The following is a 19,276-nucleotide window of genomic DNA, read 5'->3' as shown; positions in this document are numbered from 1 at the left end:
TCGAACAGTAATAAAGCAATAATCACACGCCGAATGCGGACACTATGGAAGGAGTTAATACCCGCATGAGACTGTTGTTCAGATTCCTGAAACCCTATACGGGCCTTGTCGCTGCAGCGTTGTTCGCGCTGCTGCTTGACGTCGCAGGCGCGTTGCTGGTGCCCACGATTCTGGCCGAAATGATTAACGTCGGTGCAGACGGAGGCACCGACCATATTCTGCCTATGGGCGGGGTGATGCTCGCCGTGACGGTGATCTCCGGCCTGGGCGCATTGGGCGGCAGCTATCTGGGCGCCAAACTGTGCTCGAACGTCGGACGCGATATGCGCAACGCGATTTATGATTCCTCGCTGCGCTTCGCGGACAGCGACTTCAAGCAATTCGGCACCGGCTCGATGATCACCCGCACCCTGAACGATATCAATGTGGTGCAGCAGACGCTGATGCTCAGCCTGCAGATGCTGGTTCCCGTGCCCATCATGTGCGTGATGGGCATTGCCCTGGCCTTCTCGCTTGACGTGGTAATGGGCTGGGTGCTGCTGGGCGTCGTGGTGTCGGTTGTGGCACTCACCGTGATTATCGTGGCCAAAGCCGCGCCGATTTTCGAACGTTTGCAGCGCTACATCGACCGCATGAACACCGTGCTGCGCGAGAACATCACCGGTGTGCGCGTGATCCGCGCCTTCGGCCGCGATAACCATGAGCGCAAACGTTTGGGCAAGGCGTTCTCCGACTATGCGACCAGCGCCATCCGCGTGAACACCCTGTTCGCCGGCCTCGACAGCTTCACCTTCTTCCTGATGAATATCGTGATCGTGATCGTGATGTGGCTCGGCGGCGACCGTGTGGGCGTGCACGCCATGCAGATCGGTGACATCACCGCGCTGATCGAATACGCGATGTGGATTCTGTTCTACATCATGATGGCCGGCTTCGTGATGTTCATGGTGCCGCGTGGCCTGGTGTGCCTGGGCCGCGCGCGTGAGGTGATCACTTACCAGCCTTCGATCGCCGATCCGCAACCTGGGGTGGTGAAGGCATCGCAGAATGCTGAACGTATTGCTCAGCCGGGTACCGTGCAATCGGATGGTTCGCAGTCGGATAGTGTGCAGTTGGATAGTGCGCAGCCGCCCAGCGAACTGGATGCCGCACATCCTAAGGTGGCATGCTTCGACCATCTATCCTTCCGTTTCGCCGACGGATCCGAAGACACACTGCAGGATCTCACCTTCTCGTGCCGTCGCGGACAGACCACGGCGATTATCGGACCCACCGGTTCCGGCAAATCGACTATCGCACGACTGATGCTGCGCCTGATCGACGCAACTGAAGGACGGGTGCTGATCGACGGCCGCGACGTACGCGAGATGACCCAGCGTGAGCTGCGCAACCATATCGCCTACGTGCCGCAGAAAGCGTGGCTGTTCTCCGGTACCATCGCCGATAATCTGCGCTATGGTGACTCCAGCGCTACCGACGAAGAGCTCTGGCATGCGCTCGATGTGGCACAGGGAAGATTCGTGCGTGAGCTGCCGGACGGGCTTGAATCCCGTGTGGCGCAAGGTGGCACGAACTTCTCCGGCGGTCAGCGTCAACGTCTTGCCATCGCCCGTGCTCTGGCCAAAAAGGCTGACCTGTATATCTTCGACGATTCGTTCTCCGCGCTGGACTTTGCCACCGATGCGGCGCTGCGCAAGGCGTTGGCGAGCGAGATGACGGATGCGGCGATGCTGATCATCGCCCAGCGCGTGAGCACCATCGTGCATGCGGATCAGATCATTGTGCTGGAAGATGGCAAGGTGCGCGGCCGTGGCACCCATGAGGAACTCATGCGCGACTGCCCGACGTATCGGGAGATTGCGCAATCGCAGATGAAAGCCGCCGAAGCTGGAAAGGAGGCGAACTGATGAGCCAGACGAATACTGAAAAACTCAAGAATACCGAGAATCTCGAAAATACCGAAAATGTCGAGAATAGTGAGGAAGAGGAGCTGGAGGTACCCCGCGATACCAAGGCCACCATCGCCCGCCTGTGGGGTGTGGCCAAGGAGCAGCATTGGCGTATTTTCGTCGTTTGCGCGTCCATCGTGTGCTATGTGGCGGTGACTCTGGCCGGCCCGATGTACACCGCCTATCTCATCGACCTGCTGTGGGAGAAGATTCAGGCGGCGTTCACGCGTGGCGAAACCTTCCGCATCGGGTGGTTTGACGGCGGCCTGCAAATTGCGTTGCTGTTCGTGATTTACACGGTGCAGTGGGGCTTCTATTCCGCCCAAACCTTTATCATGGCCAGCTTCGCTGAACGCATCAACCTGAAGCTGCGCAACGCCGCAAGCGACAAGTTCACCAGGCTGCCGCTCAAGTATTACGACGCGAACCAGCCCGGCCGCATCATCAGCCGTGTGACCAACGATCTTGACAAGATGAGCGAGGTCATGCAGACCGGTCTGCTGCGTCTGCTGGTCGCCATCGGCCAGGTGACCGGCTCGGTTGTGATCATGCTGGTGATTAACGTGTGGCTGGCGTTGCTGTTCATCGTATTCGCTGCAGGCGCGATGGTTGTCACGCGTTTGGTGTCGAGTAAAACCTTGGTGCTGGCCGCCGAACGACAGCGTGCGGTGGGCGTGCTCACCGGGCATGTGGAGGAGGCCTATAGCGGCCGCTCCATCATCCGCTCCTTCAATCAGGAAAACACGAGTGCTGCGCGCATCCATCAAGCGACGCAGGATGTGGCGGAGGCCACGCTGCGCGCCGACTTCATGACCAACGCGATCAACCCTGCGATCCGACTGATCGTGCGTCTTTCGCAGGTGGGCATTGCGGTGCTGGCTGGCTTCATGCTGGCTGCCGGTCAATTCACTGTGGGTGTGTTCCAGGCGTTCTTCCAATACATCAACCAGGCCAGCGAACCGTTGACGGAGATGTCGTTCACCATCAACAGCCTGCAATCCGCACTGGCCTCGGTGGAGCGCGTGTTCGACATTCTGGACGCCGAAGAGATCGAGCCTGAACCGGCCGATGACAAGGCATTGCAGGTGGCGCAGCCGATTCGCGGGCAGGTTGACTTCCAGCATGTCCGCTTCGGGTATGACCCGGCAAAGCCGCTGATGAAGGACGTGACCTTCACAGCCGAGCCTGGTCATCGCACGGCCATTGTGGGTGCGACTGGTGCCGGCAAGACCACGCTGATTAACCTGCTCATGCGCTTCTACGAGATTGACGGCGGCCATATCCGTCTCGATGGTGTGGACACGCATCGTATGAATCGTGCGGACCTGCGTGCGAACTTCGGCATGGTGCTGCAGGACGCGTGGCTGTTCGACGGCACCATCGCCGAGAACATCGCCTATGGTCGACCCGATGCCACACGTGAGGAGATTATCGCCGCCGCGAAGATGGCGCGCGTGGACTACTTCGTGCGCACGCTGCCCGACGGCTATGACACGCGCCTGTCGAATGACGCGGAGAATATCAGCCAGGGCCAGCGACAGCTGCTCACCATCGCACGTGTGATCCTGTGCGATCCGAAGATCCTGATCCTTGATGAGGCGACGTCTTCTGTGGACACTCACACCGAGCAGGAGATCGGCAAGGCGATGGACACATTGATGCACGGGCGTACCAGCTTCGTGATCGCGCACCGTCTGTCGACCATCGTGGATGCCGACCTGATTCTGGTGATGGACCACGGCACCATCATCGAACAGGGCACACACCGCGAGCTGTTGGCCGCCGATGGCGCCTACGCCAAGCTCTACAACAGCCAGTTCGCGTAAGGGCTTCGCGTTGCCACCCTAGGAGATGCTTCGACTCCGCCTTGCATGACAGTGGAAGCGTTAAATGCGAAAAAATGTTGTGGTTTACATTTTTAAGTACGGAAAAATGTAAACCACAACATTTTTTCGCATTTATGATAATCTGGTGTTGTTGGAGAAACTCTGGAGCAAAGGCGGAAGCGTCATGAAACGTGCGATTATGGACACACTGATCGCGTGGGAATCACGTAAGCGTCGCAAGCCTTTGCTGGTCTATGGAGCGCGGCAAGTAGGCAAAACACATGTGTTGAAGGCCTTCGGCCAAGAGCATTGCGAATCGTGCGTCTACATCGATCTGGAACGGGATGGTCGCGCCCGTGCCGTGTTCGAGGCCGATCCGCATGCAGATCTGAATCCTCAGTCGTTATTGCGCAGGCTGAGCGCGGTGACGGGAGAGACGATCAACCCCGATTCCACATTGCTGGTGTTGGATGAGATTCAGGCATCCAATCGTGCGTTGGCCTCGTTGAAGTATTTCGCCGAGGACATGCCGCAACTGCGCATTATCGGTGCGGGCAGCCTGTTGGGCGTGGCGGTGAGACGCAAAGGATTCACTATGCCGGTGGGCAAGGTGCAGACCTTGACCATGCATCCGATGACCTTCCCGGAATTCCTCGATGCGCTGGGTGAAGGCGGTTATGTGGATGACATTCGCGAATGCTTCGCCACAGGTGCTGCATGTTATGCACATGAACATCTCATGGAACGGTTGTGGTCGTATATGTTGGTTGGAGGTATGCCCGAGGCAGTGGAGGTGTTTGCCGAAGACGGGGATTATGACGCGGTTGCGGAGGTTCAGCAGGATATTCGGGATTTGTATGCCGGGGATATGGCCAAATATGCGACTCCCGCAGAAACCGCCAAAATTCGTGATGTATGGGAGAGCGTGCCGGCACAGCTTGCCAAGGAGAATCATAAGTTTCAATACAAGGCGGTGAGAAGCGGTGGCAGGGCGTCGGTGTATGGCGATGCCATCGCATGGTTGTTGTCGGCCGGACTGATCAGTCGTTGTGTGAATGTGAACTCCGGCCGCATGCCATTGAAGCAGCATGAGGATCTGGCATCGTTCAAAGTGTATATGGCCGATACGGGACTGCTTGCCCAAGCCGATGGTCTGAACGCGCAGGTGATGTTTGACGCTGCGTTACGTCGCAATCTTGATTTGGGTGGCCTTGGAGAGAATCTGGTGGCGCAGATGTTGTCGGCGAATGGGGTTCCGCTTCGATATTGGACCAGCAGCAGCACCGCCGAGGTGGATTTCGTGGTTGAACGTGCGGGGATGGTGGCCGGGGTTCCAGTCGAAGTGAAGACGTCGGAGCATGTGCGGTCAAGAAGTCTGGCTTCGTACCGTGGAAAATACGAGCCTACGGAAGCCATCAGAATCTCTGCCAAGAATTTCGGCATCGACAACGGAATCCGATCAATCCCTCTCTATGCGGCCTTCTGCATCCAACCGTGAGGTCGTCAAGAGCTTCCTACTTTACAATTCCTACGAGCTCTACTTTACAAATCCTACAGTTTCTACTTTACAAATTTTACAGATGAGGTTTGTTTGGCTTTGTCAGTAGAGGAATCGGTAGAAGAAGCAGGGGATAAAATCCGAATCCAAAATGGTGTAAAAACACAAACAGAAATGGTGTAAAATCCTAATTAAGAATGGTGTAGAAACACAAATGTAAGGTGATAGAGCTTGAAAACTCTCATGAGAGAAGGCTATCGTCCTCGGGTTGTTGACGGACGGCTTGAGACGCTACTGCATGCATTCGGTGGGGTCGAAGTTGTCGGACCCAAGTGGTGCGGGAAAACTTGGACTGCAATGGCGCATGCCCATAGTGTTGATCGGTTGGATGAGGAAGCGACGTTGGAGGCGGCGCAAACCGATCCCAGCCTTGTACTGGAAGGTGAAGAACCACACCTGGTCGATGAATGGCAGGAAGTACCCGGTGTGTGGGACGCCGCGCGCCGTCATGTGGATGACAACGCCAACCGCAAAGGGCAGCTCATTCTTACGGGCTCGTCGAAGCCAAAAGATGAGGACAAGATTCGCCACAGTGGTACCGGTCGAATTGCACAGCTGCGTATGTGGCCGATGAGTTTGGCTGAGTCTGGGGATTCTACTGGCGCGGTGAGTCTGGCAAAACTCTTTGACGGAGATTTTGAGCCGACAAGACGTAAAACCGAGGTTGAAGACATTGCCCGATGGTGCTGCAGAGGAGGCTGGCCGTCGAATCTGGGCGTGGAGGACGAGTTCGCATTGGAGACTCCGTCTGAGTACGTTCGCAGCGTACTGGATGTGAGTATTCCCAAAAGCGGTAAAAGTCCAGAAACGGCCCGGGCGCTAATGCGCGCGTTGGCGATGAATGTTGCCCAAGCGCCGACGTATGGGACGTTGGCGCGCGATATGGCCTATGGCGACGAAGGTCGTGTCCCAGCGGATGAAACCGTGAAAAGTTATATGGAAGAGCTGAAGAAACTCTACCTTCTCAACGATTTGGAGGGATGGGCTCCTCCACTGCGGGCCAAGACGCGTGTGCGCACCAAGCCGAAGCGGTATTTCGTGGATCCCTCTTTGGCCGCCGCGATGATCGGCGCCTCCCCCGCGACATTGATGCGGGATACCCAGACGTTGGGTGATTTGTTCGAAACGTTATGCATGCGCGATCTGCATGTCTACATGTCGTCCATGCCGGGGGCGACATCCCGGGTGATGTACTATCGCGACGACAAAGGACTTGAAGTGGATGTCATCCTGGAACTGGCGGATGGGCGTTGGGGAGCGCTGGAAATCAAATTAAGTGACCTCAAAGCCACGGATGTCGCAGCCGATAAGCTCAAGACATTCGTAAAGAAAGTATGCGGCAATCCGTTGGCTCAGGTGAGAGAGCCGGAGTTCCTGGGATTCCTTGTAGGCCGTGGCGATATCGCCTACCGTCGCAACGACGGCATTCTCGTCATCCCTATTGCCACGCTCGGCGCATAATCCACGATTGGCGATTGAGATGTATACCAAGGCAATATAACGATGGTGGGGGTAACGGAATGAATCCGTTACCCCCACCATTATGTGAGGTGCTATGCGCGCCAGAGCCTTATGCGTTAGGCGTCAGGATGCGTTGATCAGAGCACGCCCTGGGCAACCATCGCGTTGGCGACCTTGACGAAGCCGGCGATGTTGGCGCCAGCCATCAGGTCACCTTCCTCGCCATACTCCTTGGCGGCGGCCAGCGTGTTCGCCACGATGGACTCCATGATGCCCTTGAGCTTGGCGTCGGTCTCCTCGAAGGTCCAGCTCAGACGATAGCTGTTCTGGCTCATCTCCAGACCGGAGACGGCCACGCCACCGGCGTTGGCGGCCTTGGCTGGACCGTACAGCAGGCCGTTCTTCTGGTAGACGGCGATGGCCTCCGGGGTGGAGGGCATGTTAGCGCCCTCGCACACGACCTTGCAGCCGTTCTTCACCAGAGCCTCAGCGGACTCCTCGTTGATCTCGTTCTGGGTGGCGCAGGGCAGGGCGATATCGCACGGCACGGTCCACACGCCGGAGCAACCCTCGTGGTACTCGGCACCGGGCACGCGCTCGGCGTACTCCTTGATGCGGCCACGGTGGCCGAGCTTGATGTCCTTGACCACATCCAGCTGGATTCCGTTCGGATCGTAAACATAGCCGTTGGAATCGGAGGCGGTGACGACCTTTGCGCCGAGGGCCTGAGCCTTCTCGGTGGCGAAGATGGCCACATTGCCGGAGCCGGAGATCACAACGGTCTTGCCTTCGAAGGAATCGTTCTTCAGCACGCGCAGGGCTTCCTGGGTGTAGTAGCACAGGCCGTAACCGGTGGCCTCGGTGCGGGCGAGGGATCCTCCGAACTCCAGGCCCTTGCCGGTGAGCACGCCGGAGTACTCGTCGCGGATGCGCTTGTACTGGCCGAACAGGTAGCCGATCTCGCGGGCGCCCACGTTGATGTCGCCGGCCGGCACGTCGGTGAACTGGCCGATGTGACGCTGCAGCTCGGTCATGAAGGCCTGGCAGAAGCGCATGACCTCGGCGTCGGACTTGCCCTTCGGGTCGAAGTCGGAGCCGCCCTTGCCGCCTCCCATCGGCAGCGTGGTCAGGGAGTTCTTAAGAATCTGCTCGAAGCCGAGGAACTTGATGACGCCCTCGTTCACAGTCGGGTGGAAGCGCAGACCGCCCTTGTACGGGCCGATCGCGGAGTTGAACTGCACGCGGTAGCCGCGGTTCACCTGCACCTTACCGGAGTCGTCCACCCAGGCCACGCGGAACTTGACCACGCGCTCAGGCTCCACGATGCGCTCCAGCACGCCGTTCGCCTCATATTCCGGATGCTTCTCGATCACGGGCTGCAGGGTGTCCAACACCTCATACACGGCCTGCAGGAATTCGGGCTGATCGCCGTCGCGCTTGGTGACCTGGTCATACACGCGCTTGACGTACTCATTGGTAAGCATTTATTTGCTCCCTTGCGTTGGGTATCAATAAGACGGTTCTGATTGTAAGCGCGCGCGAATCGCCCCACAAGACCCCGCCCATATTACGGTATGGGTTCAATGGTCAATATGTGAACAACGCTGCCCACGAGATGGGACAAAAGACTAGCTTCAACGGCGTTTGGCTTAAAGAGAGGAAGTCATCATGGAAAAAGTCAAAGCATTCAGCGCGTGGCTGACCAAATGGTTCACGCTGTTCGTCGTTGTCTGGGCTGTGTTCAACTATTTCGTGCCTGCCACCAGCATCTGGGCAAAGTCCTACACCAACTATCTGCTGAGCATCGTGCTGTTCGGCATGGGTCTGACCCTGTCGCTGGACGATTTCAAGCGCATCCTGACCCAGCCGCTGATGGTGATCGTCGGCACGGTCGCGCACTTCATCATCATGCCGTTGGTCGCCGTGGCCCTGTGCGCTATTTTCCATCTTGACGGCATGCTGGCCGTTGGTGTGATTCTTGTGGGCTGCTGCCCCTCCGGCACCTCGTCCAACGTGATGAGCTTCCTGTCGCGCGGCGACGTGGCGCTGGATGTGTCCATCGGCATCCTGTCCACCGTGTGCGCGCCATTCATGATCCCGCTGCTGATGCAGCTGCTGGCTTCCCGCTACGTGGCCATCCCGTGGCAGTCGCTGTTCCTCAACGCCGTGAAGATCGTGCTTATCCCTGTGGCGCTCGGCGTGATCTGCCACACCATCTTCGGTCAAAAGCGCATCAGCAAGGTTACCCCGGTGCTTCCGATCGTCTCCCAGGTCGCCATTCTGCTCATCATCGGTGTGGTTGTGGCCGCCAACGGCCCCAAGCTGTTCCAGGCTGCCTCGCTGATGGCCATCCCCGTGGTGATTCTGCACAACCTGTGCGGCTACGGTCTGGGCTTCGGCTTCTCCAAGCTTATGTACAAGGTGTATCCGAAGGGCTTCCGCTACGCGCAGCAGAAGGCCATCACCTTCGAGGTGGGCATGCAGGACTCCGCTCTGGGCGCCACGCTGGCCTTGACCTCCTTCGCCGCCGATCCGATCGTGGCCGTACCGAGCACCTTCTTCTCGGTGTGGCACAACATCTCCGGCTCGGTGCTTTCGAGCTGGTGGCGCAACCATGATGACCGCCACAACATTCACCCGGATTCCGACAATGGCGAGAAGGGCTCTGCCCTGACCGCCGGTGCCGCTGCCGAGGCCAAGGAGCCGGCTGCTGCAAAGGCCGAGTGATTGTCTGAATGATTGCGGCGCAATCGCGTCAATCCAATAGTCATCGTATAAACGGGTCATGTCGTCATATGCGGCATGGCCCGTTTCGTCTATGGTTTGAGGCTGCCGAGATGCGGTCATAGGTTCGTGATTGAGCAATGAACGTTGATGGACAGTCTATCTGCGTTACGGGTAGTGGATTTATGGTGTCGCGGAGGTCGATCTGCGTTACTGGTAGTGCCCAATGGGACGTATGCCGTGTATCCGGCTTGATATTTCAACGGTCATAGTCGAGTTAAAGCCAAAGACGCACTACCCGTAACGCAGATCGACCTCCGCAAGTCTCAATTTCCACTACCCGTAACGCAGATAGGTCGATCGAACAGCCAATATGATGAAGATAAGAGATAGTTGGATCCCGATTGGTGCGATAATGGCTGTATACGGAACCAAGGAAGGTTTCGCGCGGGAAGGGAGACGATGATGTTTGATGATTCGCTGGACCCGTTTGCAACGGCGTCTTTTTTCGATCCTTTTATCACGATTGCGTTTGTCGTAGTGTTGCTGGGTTTCGTGGCTTTTGTGATCGCCATTCCGATTCGGCTGGTTAAGGATCGGAAGGAGATCAGGCAGGCGTGGGAGGACGGCTACCAGCATGCGCTAAGCGTGCATGGCATCGCATACACCAAGTTCGATATGGATCTTTCCTTAGGGGATCATAAGGCCAGTTCACGTAGTGAGTCGTGGGAAGCTGGCTATCGCGCCGCGTTGGAGAGGCATCATCTGCCGCTTTCCGAGCGTGACAGTCAGGAGTTGTGGCATAACCCGCACAGGCAGGCGGATGCGGCGCGCATTATCGCCCGCACCAGCCATGGCGGAAACACTTATCATCACATGCCATGAGCTACGGATACTAGTGCCTTGATAACTGTTCCCTCAGGGGAGCAAGGCAAGCGAAAGTCTTATGCGAAACGAATCTTGCCGGCGGCTTCTTGTTTTTTCAGAAACGCCATGATCTCCGGTGTCATCTTGTCTTTGGGCCAACGGTCCAGGAAGACAGTGCCAACTCCGCCGCTGAAGTCGTATTCGCCGCGCTCGATTTTCTGTCCTTCACTTTCAAAATCGAACACATGCACGTTCGGATCATCAGTCATTGAAATCAGCTCCTTAGATTTCCGCCATATACGAATCGATATTGCGCAGTGAATGATGAACACATCGTAGTATCCACTTGGCACCAACACGGTATCGTGGAGTGTGAGAGAACGATGTATGCGATGAAGCGGAGGCGAAGATGTTCAGGGTCGCTGTGGTCGAGGATGAGGATGATGCCGCCGACAAGCTGATCGCCTGTCTGCGTCGTTACTCGGACGTTCATGAGGGCATCGCCTTCGACATCGTGGCGTTCGAGGATCCGGTCGGATTCCTGAAAACATTGACTCCCGATGAGTGGGACATCGTGTTCATGGATATCGAGATGCCGAACATGGATGGCATGGAGGGCGCGCATCGTTTCCGTGAAATCGACCGTGATGCCGTGCTGATTTTTGTGACCAATATGGCTCAGTTCGCAATGCAGGGCTACGAGGTGGATGCGTTGAGCTACATCCTCAAGCCGTTCTCCGAAGCTGATGTGGAACGTAAAATCACTCGGGCCATCCAGCTGCGCAACCGTGACGCAGAATCAATTCTCATTACCCAACGCGGTAATATTCAACGTTTACCGTTGCGAGACATCATGTATGTCGAAGTAAGGGGACGCAATCTCGTTTATCACACTGCGTCATGCACGTACACTGCAGCCGGCAGTATGAAATCCGTGGAGGCAAGCCTCGGGGAACGTGGCTTTGCGAGATGTGCCAATTCTTATGTGGTGAATCACCGTCATATCGCTTCGGTCGCAGGTGCATCCGTCATCTTGTCGAATGATGTCGAATTACCGATTGGCCGTTCATTCCGCATGGATTTTTTGGCTGCTTTGGCGAAAATTGCGCGGTGAGATGATGAGTAGCGAGTTGTTGGAGGGATTGTCTCACGTGGGATCTGCCATTGTGTTGCCGCTGTTTACCAGTTTTATCGTTGAGCTGCTGGTATGCGCCGGATTGTTTGTGTGGAGGCGGAACCGTCGTCCTCTTTTTGTGGCACGTGTGATGCTATCGGTGATTGTTTGTGTGGCAGCGGCGGTTCTGACGTATGTGACGGTTCGTTTTCCTACGTATGTACGTTTGTATAGAGAGTCTCCTGAACTGTTAACGAGCGTGATGCAGCATATGCCGGTGCTTCAGCGATGTCTCTACGCTGTGCCGACCATATTGCGGTTCATGATGCTTTATGCGTTGTGTTATGCAGCGATTCATTTTTGTTTCAGGATTAAGACTTCAACGGCATTGTTCTATACTGCCGCTGCAGTGGCGATGCAGCATTTTGTGCACTGCGCTTCGCAAATCATCGTTGACATGATGCCGGGAGAGTGGGGTGATGTCGATCAGTGGCAAGGAGCACTGGTGCTGTTTCTTTTGTCTGTGGTTTGCGAGATGGCCGGCTATTGGATGTTCGTGAGACCTTTGGCTGTAATACCTGAGGGTTTGACCGGACATGGAGTGCTGCTGCTGTTCGCTGGATTGATGTTGTGCGTCAATGTATTCGCATGCCTGCTGAGCACGTTTCCGTTGTTGCCACATGCTGTTTCCGTATTGATGATGTTGACGAGATTGGTGACTTGTGCATTTGTTCTTGCGCTGTTGGCAGTGATAGCGGGGCGTGAATCCGCTGAACGCGATGGTGCGGTGTTACGCGGATTGCTGAGCCAGCAGCAAGCGCAACTGGCCAGTGATAAGGAGACCATTGATCTCATCAATATAAAAACGCATGATTTGAAGAAACAGCTTACGTTGCTGAGCGGAAGAATTTCCCAGGATGAGATTGCTGAACTCAACCATCTTGTTGACATTTACGACGCATCGATTCGCACTGGTAATGAGGCGCTGGATGTGGTACTGGCGAATAAGTCCCTATTATGCGAGCAAAAGGGCATCAGGTTTGAGCGGATGGTGGATGGTTCGCAATTGGTCGCGATGAAGCCGGCCGATATTTACGCGCTTTTTGGCAATGCCATCGACAACGCTATAGAGGCCGTGCAATTCATCAAAGAATCTGAGCGTCGATACGTTGAATTGAACGTACGCGAACATATGGGCATGGTTCGCATTCATATCGAGAATCCGTATGATGCCGAGTTGACATTTGATGATGGATTGCCGCGTACCACCAAAAGTGATCGCCAATACCATGGGTTCGGTTTACGATCAATGCGTATGATCGCCAAGCAATATAAAGGTGTGCTTACGGTGAGCGCCGAAGGCGGCGTCTTTGCTGTGGATGTGCTGCTTCCGCTTAGCTGATTACCGAGCTGAATGTCTTGAATAAGTCCTGAATAAAAAGCATCTTTATCCTCTGTGTTTCAGCGTGATTGGCTCTGCGCATCGGTCACATGGGCGAGTGCAGATGTCATCCATAGCACGAAACCTACAGGTTGTCCGAAAACCTTCGAATTGCTGTATAACGATTCGCACAATGGAAGCACAAGCCTTGTGCAAGGCGGCATACGGGTTCTTTGACGAGCGGTATGCCTGATAATCAGTTGTTTCGTGTAAAGGAGCATCATGAACGCTGCGAAAAAGAAGAAGGTACGCAAACCTCATTCGATTCGCCACAGTATCGAATTATTCTTTGCCACATTGTTGGTTATTGTGGTGGCGGGGGTGAATGCGTTAGCGTTCTCCATGGGCACCATCATCGATGGATTCGTCGGAGCCGCATCGCCACAGGTGACGGCTGAGCAGCGTCAGGAAATTACTGACAAAGCCGAACTGCTAGCCAAGCAAGTGGAGTCGGAAGGCGCCACGCTGCTACGCAACGAGAATAGCGCTTTGCCGTTGTCTGCGGACATCACGCAGGTGAATGTATTCGGTTGGGCTTCGTCCGCATGGATTGGCGGCGGCTCAGGTTCTGGCACCATCACCGGTGTGGAGACGGATCTCATTGACGCATTACATGACTACGGCATCGCCACCAATACCGCGCTTACCGACATGTACAGGCAGTTCCAAGACGGTCGAGAATACACCAAAACGCTGGGAAGCCGTCCGGAGCAATCCGCCCGTTTGTATGAGCCCAGCATCAGCGATACTCGCTATTATTCTCAGAAGCTGCTTGATGATGCACAGTCCTTCTCTGACACTGCATTAGTGGTGATTGGACGCTTCGCCGGCGAAAGCAACGATATGCCGCGCCAACAGTACAAGCGTGTTGCGCAGGGGAGTGACATTGTCGTGGATGAGACGCGCACCAGTCTGCAGCTGTCCACCGAGGAAGAAGAGTTGCTCACCTATGTGGGAGAGCATTACGATCATGTTGTCGTGGTACTCAATACCGGTAATGTGATGGCCATCGGACAAATTGAGACTATTCCTGGTGTGGATGCCTGCTTGCATGTGGGAATGTCCGGTCAGAACGCGGCATCTGCCATTCCGGAACTGTTGTGGGGTGAAGTATCGCCGAGCGGGCGCACCGCTGACACTTGGGCATATGACATGGCGACTGCCGCCAGCTGGGCGAATGCCGGTCTTGAAGGTACCGGTTCGTATGACAATGCCGATGGGCTGTATCCTATTGGCACGTCCAATGGCAATCTGGGAGAGCCTGCGACATTCGATCGGGTGCCCTATGTAGATTATGCAGAAGGTATCTACGTGGGCTACAAGTGGTACGAAACCGCTGATGCGGAGGGTTACTGGAACGATGTGGCGAATGAGTATGGCTCCGGCTACGACGCTGTGGTGCAGTATCCTTTCGGCTACGGCCTGAGCTACACGACGTTTGATTGGGAGGTCACGCAGCCTCTGTCAGGAACGTTTGACGGCGATGATGAGTTGAGCGCGACGGTTCGTGTGACGAATACCGGTGACGTGGCAGGCAAGGATATCGTCGAACTGTATTATTCTGCGCCGTATACCGCAGGCGGCATCGAGAAAAGCGCATTGAATCTGGCGGCGTTCGCCAAAACCAAGCAGCTTGCCCCAGGTGAGAGCCAGGAGGTGACGTTGACCCTCGAAGCGGAGGATATGGCCTGCTATGATTTCTCCGACGCCAATCGGAACGGATTCTCCGGATACGAACTTGACGAAGGCGATTACGCGTTGACCTTGCGTCGCGACGCGCACACCGTGTCTTCCGCGGCCGACGCGACGATGACGATAACCTTGAAAGAGAACGTGCAATATGCCACGGATTCCTCGACCGGCAACGCAGTGGGCAACAAGTTCACCGGCGACGACGCGATTGACGGCGTTTCCATCGACGGCGACGATTCCGGACAAAACATCGTCTATATGACGCGTGCCGATTTCGCCGGCACCTTCCCCGCCGATAACGTCGACACCCGCGTAATGGACGATTCGCTGCGCGAGACGAATCTCTACGATGCGTCTCAGAATGGCGGCGATGGAGACGTTCAGGATGTGACCACTGGGGCGAACAATGGTCTGCTCGTCGAAGAGAACGGTGAAATTACCGAGTTGGGATATCAACTCGGCGAAGATGCCGATGATGAGCAGTGGGATGCCTTGCTGGATCAACTGACCGTTTCGGAGATGAAGAACATGTTCGTGCGGGCCTATGGTAATACTGCGCCATTAAAGAGCGTGGGCAAATCGCAGGGCAAGGATGCCGACGGTCCCGCGCAGATCGGTAGCATGACCGGTATGGGTGCCGGCACCGGCTTCCCGAGTTCGAGCACGATGGCACAGACCTGGAACACCGAACTCGCGCAGGAAGTGGGGCGCATCATGGGGCGCCAGGCGTTGGTGAACGGTTACAGCGGCTGGTATGCGCCCGCGGTGAACATGCACCGCAGCCCGCTGAACGGACGTAACTACGAGTATTACTCCGAGGATGCGATGCTCTCCGGACAGTTATGCGGACGTGTGGTTCAGGGTGCCGGCGAAGCCGGGGTCTACACCTACGTCAAGCATTTCGTGTGCAACGACGGCGAAGCCGGCATCTACCGTGATTCGGTGTATACCTGGATGACCGAGCAGGCGCTGCGAGAGGTGTACCTGAATCCCTTCCGCACCATCGTCGAGGACTATAACGCGGTGGGTCTGATGAGCGCCTACGGCCGTATCGGCGCGGTGTGGACCGGCGGCAGCGAGGCATTGCTGACGGGCGTGCTGCGTGACGAGTGGGGCTTTGACGGTGCGGTGATCACCGACTATTCCGACCATCACGAGTTCATGAACGGTGACCAAGCCTTGGCTGCAGGCGGCAGCTTGTGGATGAGCGGTCTGTTCGGAGGTTCGCTGCAGGGTGGATCTTCATCGACACAAACCGCTGACCTGCGTCGAGCCGCTAAGGAAACGCTGTATATGACGTTGCATGTGCGTGCCATGAACCGGGATTATGTTGAAGCAACTGGTGATACGGCGATGGAGCGTCCCGTTTTCCAGACCCGCGACGGATTCGGTTGGCGCAAACTGCTGGCAGTTGTGGATGTCATAGCACTGCTATTGTTTGCATTGCCGATCTGGGGTCTGGTTCGAGACCATAAGATTCGCAAGGCGCGCAAGGTGAATTTGGTCGTGGTTTCATCCAGGGCGGGCGATGCTGCCGCGGATGGGGCAGACGATTCGAGCCGGGCAACCGAGTAAGGAGGTGTCCTCCATCTAATCTAGATATCTCTCGCATTGCATAATGGAATGGGGGATGCCTTGGCGGCGTCCCCCATTCTTTGTCTTACGGCGGTCCGCCGCAATCAAACGCAACTACTCGGAGCGGGCCATGGCCTGCTCGTAGTCGCGGGTGCCCTTGAAGACTTCCTTGAGCCAGGGGTTGACGCCCTGCTTCTTGGCGCGCACCAAAATGTAGGTGAGCGCGGCGATGTTGGCGAGTAGCGCGACGATCGAGACCGCGAGGTTCACATTCGCGTTGTTCACGGACTGGGTGGAGAACACGGAATAATCCTGGAACATCGGGAACACCTGCGCAAACATGCACCACAGGGCGAGTGTGTTGGCGCGGTTCTGAATCCAACCGCCCTTGTTCCACAGCGCGTTCGCCACAGTGGGGGCGAGCAGCAGCGCCAGACCGCAGTACCAGGCGTGCGTGGGCAGGCAGTTGTAGGTGTAGCAGAAGTTCCACAGATCGTAGGCGACGATGAACACCCAGGTCATGTCGGGCCAGAGCATGTCCTGCTTCTTCTTGCTCACGTAGATGCCGAACCAGCCGGTCATGCAGGCGATGTTGATCAGGCCGGCCACGCCGTTGAACACGTTGTGCCAGCCGCCCATCAGGGTCACGCCTTCGGTGGAAACCCAGGTGGTGCCCCACGCGCGGACGGCGGATTCGAAGTCGGAGACGACAGCGATCAGGATGTTGATGGCCACGATCACGAAGGGGAAGCATTTGAACCATTCGGATTTGCCGATGCTGCCCCAGCGGTATTTCAGCGCCATGAAGCCGATGCAGCCGGCGGTGGCCGCATAGAGCTTGGCGTAATGGAACCAGCTGGTCATATGCACATAGGTTGGATTGTTCAGTGCCCAGTCAGCGCCGGCTGCGGCGGCCACATAGATAGTGACGAAGTAGACGGTGAGAATCGCCGGAATCACCACGAAGGCAACGATACCGCCGGTTTTGGTGCGGCGGGCCAGTTCGTTGGCGCCAATTAGGCAGCAAAATACTAGGATCCATCCGATCCATTGGAACACGGCATTGTCGCCGTAGACCTGGAACAACATGACGTTGGCCTTTCTTCAATCTCGTTCGCCCCTCGTCGGGCGTATCGGCGGATTCGTCGTGCGTCAAACAAGTTTGACAATCCGTCAATCACTAACGGACAGCAGTATATGTCTGAGTTGACGCTATGTCAAAAAGTATGTGTGGTCGCTGGCGGCGTTGTGGAATTGCAGCAGGCTGATGGCTGACTGGTGGCTGGGTTGGTAGGTGTTTGAAGGACGGTTGAAGGACGGTTGATGGGCGGTTGGTAAGGAAAAGGTATTACCGATACCCTGTTCATGTACTTGGTTGACGTGCGACTGCTTGGCGGTATGCATTGCGCCAGCTTGTTGCAAGCGAAGGAGGAATCATGATTGATGGTTTTAAGAAGTTCATCGCCCGCGGCAACATGATTGATATGGCCGTTGGCGTGGTTATGGGCGGTGCGGTGACCACCGTGGTCAACTCCATCGTCAACAACCTGATCAACCCGCTGATTGCCATGATCTTCGGTAAGCCCAATATGGATGGCCTGCTGGCGTTCACCTTTAACAACGCCACCATTTCGTTCGGTGCCGTGCTTGGCGCGATGCTGAACTTCCTCATCATCGCGGTGGCTGTGTATTTCTTCGTGCTGGTGCCGATCAATAAGATTCGCGATATGTCTGCCGCGCTGCTCGCCTCCAAGAAGGCGTCCGGTGACGACGATGCCGCCGAAGAACAGCAGAAGACCTTAAGTCCCGAAGAACAGACCGTGATCCTGCTCGAGCAGATCCGCGACCAGCTCGCCGCGGAAAAACAGTAAGATTGAAGAGTGTCGGGAATCAGACACTGAATCATTCTGATTGCACAAACTGTCCTGTAACACCTACGGAAGTCGGAATAGCGGTGCATATTGGCCTTCGTAGGTGCCTGGCTGCCGAGAATGCTGTAGATGATGGTTTGAAATCGTTGATATTCCAAGGTTTTCGTTACTGTTGATGAGATACATTGTTTTGACTGGCACCTACGGAAGCCGGTTTTGATGTCTATTATGCCGTCCGTAGGTGTTTGTCCTTGAATAATGAAGTAGCGGACAATGTCAAATCGTTGATATTCTGCGGTTTTCTAGGTGCTATTACTGAAGGATCGTGTCTCCATGCACCTACGGAAGCCGATATATGCCACTATTTCGGCCTCCGTAGGTGTTGTCGGATGGGCGAACAGATCGTGTGACTTAATGTGTAACTTAACGCTGCCGTATCCTGACCTATTATGGAAAGCCTTGGAGCCAAACAGAAACAGCAACGAAAAAGGCCTTTGGGATTTAGAATCCAAAGGCCGATTGTGGAGCTAGCCGGGTTCGAACCGGCGACCCTCTGCTTGCAAAGCAGATGCGCTACCAGCTGCGCTATAGCCCCGTTCGCTGTGCCGTGGCACCGCTGAGAAAAAAAGAGCGGCTGACGAGCCGCTGAATTTTTCCTGTGGGCCCGGGAGGACTTGAACCTCCGACCTCATCCTTATCAGGGATGCGCTCTAACCACCTGAGCTACGGGCCCGATCCGTGTGCTTTTCAAAAGCGCACAAGTGACTATGATAGCACCCAACCAATATATGTCAAACGGCGTGTCGCGCGCCGATTTTCCTTCGGAAAATCACAAGCGCGCGACGCGAGCTGGAATAGCGAAAGCCCAGTGGGCTTTCGCCCAGCGGAGCCATCCTTATAACCCAACTGGACCACCCGCAAACCGCGCGACGCGAGCCGGCCGAAGAGGAAGCCCTGTGGGCTTCCGTGCCGGCGGAGCCATCCTTATGACAAAACCTACCCACCCACAAACCATCGCGCGACAAATGAATGCCCATCAGACATCTGTGCTGTTGGTGTCCCATTGCTACTAACCTCAGCTGCTCACAAATCCACTAAACAAACGTCAATGAAAATTCCCATTCGCTGCAGATGGCCGAATAACCATCATCTACCCCCCGCACAGCGTGCGCCCCACCCAAAGACAACCCCTCGCGGC

General features: G+C 56.0%; 14 protein-coding genes and 2 tRNA genes. 10 read left to right on the top strand and 6 right to left on the bottom strand.

The window, feature by feature from the left end:
- Positions 1–65 precede the first annotated feature (65 nt).
- The 4 genes from G1C95_RS09945 (at position 66) to G1C95_RS09930 (ending at position 6,794) form a co-directional block, all read left to right on the top strand.
- Positions 66–1,907 (top strand): ABC transporter ATP-binding protein, encoded by a 1,842-nt coding sequence (locus G1C95_RS09945; protein ID WP_169172791.1) that lies wholly within the window; start codon positions 66–68, stop codon positions 1,905–1,907.
- On the top strand, positions 1,907–3,775 hold the full coding sequence (locus tag G1C95_RS09940) for an ABC transporter ATP-binding protein (protein ID WP_169172790.1): 1,869 nt from the start codon (positions 1,907–1,909) through the stop codon (positions 3,773–3,775). The genes G1C95_RS09945 and G1C95_RS09940 overlap by 1 nt, the downstream gene beginning before the upstream one ends.
- Before the next feature lie 184 nt (positions 3,776–3,959).
- The gene (locus tag G1C95_RS09935; RefSeq protein WP_169172789.1) at positions 3,960–5,273 is read left to right on the top strand and encodes an ATP-binding protein; all 1,314 of its coding nucleotides are present in this window, start codon (positions 3,960–3,962) and stop codon (positions 5,271–5,273) included.
- 231 nt (positions 5,274–5,504) lie between these two features.
- Positions 5,505–6,794 carry an ATP-binding protein gene (locus tag G1C95_RS09930; protein WP_240947529.1) on the top strand — a complete coding sequence of 430 codons (1,290 nt, stop codon included), beginning with the start codon at positions 5,505–5,507 and terminating at the stop codon, positions 6,792–6,794.
- Between the two features lie 137 nt (positions 6,795–6,931).
- Here G1C95_RS09930 and gdhA read toward each other — a convergent pair whose 3' ends face one another.
- On the bottom strand, positions 6,932–8,278 hold the full coding sequence (gdhA, locus tag G1C95_RS09925) for an NADP-specific glutamate dehydrogenase (RefSeq protein ID WP_169172788.1): 1,347 nt from the start codon (positions 8,276–8,278) through the stop codon (positions 6,932–6,934).
- Between the two features lie 184 nt (positions 8,279–8,462).
- On the opposite strand from gdhA, the gene G1C95_RS09920 reads away from it, so the two are divergent.
- Entirely contained in the window at positions 8,463–9,521 is a 1,059-nt protein-coding gene (locus G1C95_RS09920; protein WP_169172787.1) for a bile acid:sodium symporter family protein, read from the top strand.
- Positions 9,522–9,980: 459 nt separating this feature from the next.
- Positions 9,981–10,403, top strand: coding sequence for a hypothetical protein (locus tag G1C95_RS09915; RefSeq protein ID WP_169172786.1), 423 nt, complete (start codon positions 9,981–9,983; stop codon positions 10,401–10,403).
- A 59-nt stretch (positions 10,404–10,462) separates the two neighbouring features.
- Here the strand turns inward: G1C95_RS09915 and G1C95_RS09910 are convergent, their stop codons facing one another.
- Positions 10,463–10,654 carry a hypothetical protein gene (locus G1C95_RS09910; RefSeq protein ID WP_169172785.1) on the bottom strand — a complete coding sequence of 64 codons (192 nt, stop codon included), beginning with the start codon at positions 10,652–10,654 and terminating at the stop codon, positions 10,463–10,465.
- A 140-nt stretch (positions 10,655–10,794) separates the two neighbouring features.
- Here G1C95_RS09910 and G1C95_RS09905 point away from each other — a divergent pair, with 140 nt between their 5' ends.
- From G1C95_RS09905 to G1C95_RS09895, 3 genes are all read left to right on the top strand, one after another.
- Entirely contained in the window at positions 10,795–11,499 is a 705-nt protein-coding gene (locus G1C95_RS09905; protein WP_169172784.1) for a LytR/AlgR family response regulator transcription factor, read from the top strand.
- Between the two features lies 1 nt (position 11,500).
- Positions 11,501–12,901 carry a sensor histidine kinase gene (locus tag G1C95_RS09900; protein ID WP_240947528.1) on the top strand — a complete coding sequence of 467 codons (1,401 nt, stop codon included), beginning with the start codon at positions 11,501–11,503 and terminating at the stop codon, positions 12,899–12,901.
- 261 nt (positions 12,902–13,162) lie between these two features.
- Positions 13,163–16,207 (top strand): glycoside hydrolase family 3 N-terminal domain-containing protein, encoded by a 3,045-nt coding sequence (locus tag G1C95_RS09895; protein WP_169172783.1) that lies wholly within the window; start codon positions 13,163–13,165, stop codon positions 16,205–16,207.
- A 114-nt stretch (positions 16,208–16,321) separates the two neighbouring features.
- On the opposite strand, the gene G1C95_RS09890 is transcribed toward G1C95_RS09895, so the two are convergent.
- Together G1C95_RS09890 and G1C95_RS09885 are read right to left on the bottom strand one after the other, a co-directional pair.
- Entirely contained in the window at positions 16,322–17,296 is a 975-nt protein-coding gene (locus G1C95_RS09890) for a DUF5692 family protein (protein ID WP_169172782.1), read from the bottom strand.
- A 123-nt stretch (positions 17,297–17,419) separates the two neighbouring features.
- Positions 17,420–17,611, bottom strand: a complete 192-nt coding sequence (locus tag G1C95_RS09885) for a hypothetical protein (RefSeq protein WP_169172781.1) — start codon at positions 17,609–17,611, stop codon at positions 17,420–17,422.
- Between the two features lie 32 nt (positions 17,612–17,643).
- Between G1C95_RS09885 and mscL the strand changes: the two genes are divergently transcribed.
- Complete coding sequence (mscL, locus tag G1C95_RS09880) at positions 17,644–18,078, top strand: large conductance mechanosensitive channel protein MscL (protein ID WP_169172780.1); 435 nt, start codon at positions 17,644–17,646, stop codon at positions 18,076–18,078.
- Between the two features lie 522 nt (positions 18,079–18,600).
- On the opposite strand, the gene G1C95_RS09875 is transcribed toward mscL, so the two are convergent.
- Both G1C95_RS09875 and G1C95_RS09870 read right to left on the bottom strand, forming a co-directional pair.
- A tRNA-Ala gene (locus tag G1C95_RS09875) sits at positions 18,601–18,673 on the bottom strand.
- A 64-nt stretch (positions 18,674–18,737) separates the two neighbouring features.
- A tRNA-Ile gene (locus tag G1C95_RS09870) sits at positions 18,738–18,811 on the bottom strand.
- Positions 18,812–19,276 lie beyond the last annotated feature (465 nt).

The sequence above is a fragment of the Bifidobacterium oedipodis genome (genome assembly GCF_012932425.1).
In the GTDB taxonomy this organism is placed as follows: domain Bacteria; phylum Actinomycetota; class Actinomycetes; order Actinomycetales; family Bifidobacteriaceae; genus Bifidobacterium; species Bifidobacterium oedipodis.
This window is presented reverse-complemented; position numbering and strand designations above follow the sequence as displayed.

What these genes read in the sequence shown, in the direction of transcription:
- G1C95_RS09900 (WP_240947528.1), top strand. Translation starts at nt 11,501, where the DNA reads ATGATGAGTAGCGAGTTGTTGGAGGGATTGTCTCACGTGGGATCTGCC.
- G1C95_RS09885 (WP_169172781.1), bottom strand. Translation starts at nt 17,611, where the DNA reads ATGCATACCGCCAAGCAGTCGCACGTCAACCAAGTACATGAACAGGGT.
- gdhA (WP_169172788.1), bottom strand. Translation starts at nt 8,278, where the DNA reads ATGCTTACCAATGAGTACGTCAAGCGCGTGTATGACCAGGTCACCAAG.
- G1C95_RS09915 (WP_169172786.1), top strand. Translation starts at nt 9,981, where the DNA reads ATGATGTTTGATGATTCGCTGGACCCGTTTGCAACGGCGTCTTTTTTC.
- G1C95_RS09940 (WP_169172790.1), top strand. Translation starts at nt 1,907, where the DNA reads ATGAGCCAGACGAATACTGAAAAACTCAAGAATACCGAGAATCTCGAA.
- G1C95_RS09895 (WP_169172783.1), top strand. Translation starts at nt 13,163, where the DNA reads ATGAACGCTGCGAAAAAGAAGAAGGTACGCAAACCTCATTCGATTCGC.
- G1C95_RS09905 (WP_169172784.1), top strand. Translation starts at nt 10,795, where the DNA reads ATGTTCAGGGTCGCTGTGGTCGAGGATGAGGATGATGCCGCCGACAAG.
- G1C95_RS09945 (WP_169172791.1), top strand. Translation starts at nt 66, where the DNA reads ATGAGACTGTTGTTCAGATTCCTGAAACCCTATACGGGCCTTGTCGCT.
- mscL (WP_169172780.1), top strand. Translation starts at nt 17,644, where the DNA reads ATGATTGATGGTTTTAAGAAGTTCATCGCCCGCGGCAACATGATTGAT.
- G1C95_RS09920 (WP_169172787.1), top strand. Translation starts at nt 8,463, where the DNA reads ATGGAAAAAGTCAAAGCATTCAGCGCGTGGCTGACCAAATGGTTCACG.
- G1C95_RS09910 (WP_169172785.1), bottom strand. Translation starts at nt 10,654, where the DNA reads ATGACTGATGATCCGAACGTGCATGTGTTCGATTTTGAAAGTGAAGGA.
- G1C95_RS09935 (WP_169172789.1), top strand. Translation starts at nt 3,960, where the DNA reads ATGAAACGTGCGATTATGGACACACTGATCGCGTGGGAATCACGTAAG.
- G1C95_RS09890 (WP_169172782.1), bottom strand. Translation starts at nt 17,296, where the DNA reads ATGTTGTTCCAGGTCTACGGCGACAATGCCGTGTTCCAATGGATCGGA.